Annotated in this window: 2 protein-coding genes; both read left to right on the forward strand. The window is 29.5% G+C overall.

All coding sequences use genetic code 11. The annotated features are described in order from the left end of the window. The first annotated feature begins 392 nt into the window (after nucleotides 1-392). Nucleotides 393-986, forward strand: a complete 594-nt coding sequence (locus AC1UFB_RS20270) for a DUF3967 domain-containing protein (RefSeq protein WP_100348232.1) — start codon at nucleotides 393-395, stop codon at nucleotides 984-986. A 166-nt stretch (nucleotides 987-1,152) separates the two neighbouring features. Then, nucleotides 1,153-1,485, forward strand: a complete 333-nt coding sequence (locus AC1UFB_RS20275; RefSeq protein ID WP_100348233.1) for a DUF3139 domain-containing protein — start codon at nucleotides 1,153-1,155, stop codon at nucleotides 1,483-1,485. The last annotated feature ends 287 nt before the right edge of the window (nucleotides 1,486-1,772 follow it).

A 1,772-nucleotide genomic window follows, 5' to 3' on the forward strand; every position in this document is an offset into this window, starting at 1 on the left:
TTATAAACCTTTATATATAAGGGTTTATAAGGGTTTTTTTTTTATTTCTCTTCTCACTCTATATTTAATAACAATTCGCCACTCGAATTGCAAGGGTCTTTTTGGATTTTTTTTCGTTAAAAAAATAAAAGCCTAAAGGCTAAAAAGCCGTCTTAAGACGGCCAGCTTTAGAGCTATATTAAACCTTCTAATGAACAGGAGAACAACTCTTGTTCTTCATAAGAACAACCTTATATTAACTTGTATAAATGTGATTTCTGAACTGAACCCTTTCTGTTGATTTTATATGTTAGTAAGAGAATAAAGAGGAGAATACTATTCTAAATCGAAAACATTGTTAGAATAGCCTATATAATAAAGAATTATATGTATTAAGAATAGGTGGTGAACATATGTCTGAACAAATAAATGAAGTAGTTTATTTAGGTGGAGAAGTAGCAAAATCGTTAGGAATAGCTCGTAGTTCTCTTACTAAATATTGTATTGCTTTAGAAAACAAAGACTACAAATTTATCAGAGGTTCTAATAATTCTAGGGCGTTTAGAAGTAAAGATCTTCTCTTACTGCAAAGAATGAAAGATTTGATACAAGACAAAGGTATGACTATGGAAACAGCTGTGAATGTAGTGTTATCAATGCTTCCAGAAGAGGAGAGAATAGGTGCTATTCTTGATGAGAACAAGGTAATGACTCCTGAAACTACGTCTAAAGAACAAGAAGAGAACACTCAAATTTCTCTTCTTATGGATAAATTAGAATACATTGATGAAATATCTGATAGGTTAAATTCAATGGAAAAAGAACTTAAGGATATTAAAATCCAAAATAAGATTTTACAAGATCAAAATTATGAATTAAGAACAACTGTTGAAACAAGTTCAAATAAAAGAGATGAAAATCTTTTATCACTGATCCGTGAAGTTCAAGATACTAAAAAAATGATAGCAGCTTCTCAAGAAAAAAAGTGGTGGGAGTTTTGGAAATGAAGGAATAAGAAAGCTCATAATCATAATATTGTGAGCTTTCTTATGTGTGATTTTTAGATAAAATAAATATGGTTGAGTATTTGACTAGATTTTGGAGTTAATGTATATTGATAGCAGCAAAAATTCTGCTTTATTTTACAAGCTAAAGAAGAGGTTAATATTTAAAATGAGTAAAAGTAAAATCACAGCAATTGTATTTATCATCTTATTTGTAATATCACTGGTTGTAATTGGTTATTTAACTTACCAAAAATTGTCAGTAGGTAATTTAAAAGAGAGAGAAGAAGTTCTTTCTGCTGTATCAATGCATTTATCCGAAGAAGGATATAAAAATGATGATATAAAAGAAATTGGGATAGATTATAATTTCTTAAAAGGTGGAAGCATTCCTTATAAGGTATATGTTGTATTTAAAAAGGATCCTAAAAACACTTATTATTATGGGTGGAAGAGTTATAACAAAGATGGAATCGTAAAAGATGGTAAAAATAATTATTAAAAAAGAGACTACTGTATGTAGTCTCTTTTTTCAGGCTGTTGAGAAACTTTGTTCTCAATAGCCTGAAAAAAACCTTGTTTTAAACGAGGTTTTTTCTTTACTTTAAGGCTTGATGACAGGGTTCTTGTTCTAGTCCGCAAAGTAAAATAGCCACAGGAGACGCTAAAGTTGTGGTAAAGGTATTTGGTAATTATAGAATCCAATGATCATCATTCAACTGATAAACAGACAGAGTAGTTACAGAAACAGTTGTTTTTGGTAATAGATATTGAAATTTCCCTTTAAAT

It is taken from the genome of Priestia sp. KCTC 13724, assembly GCF_056820425.1.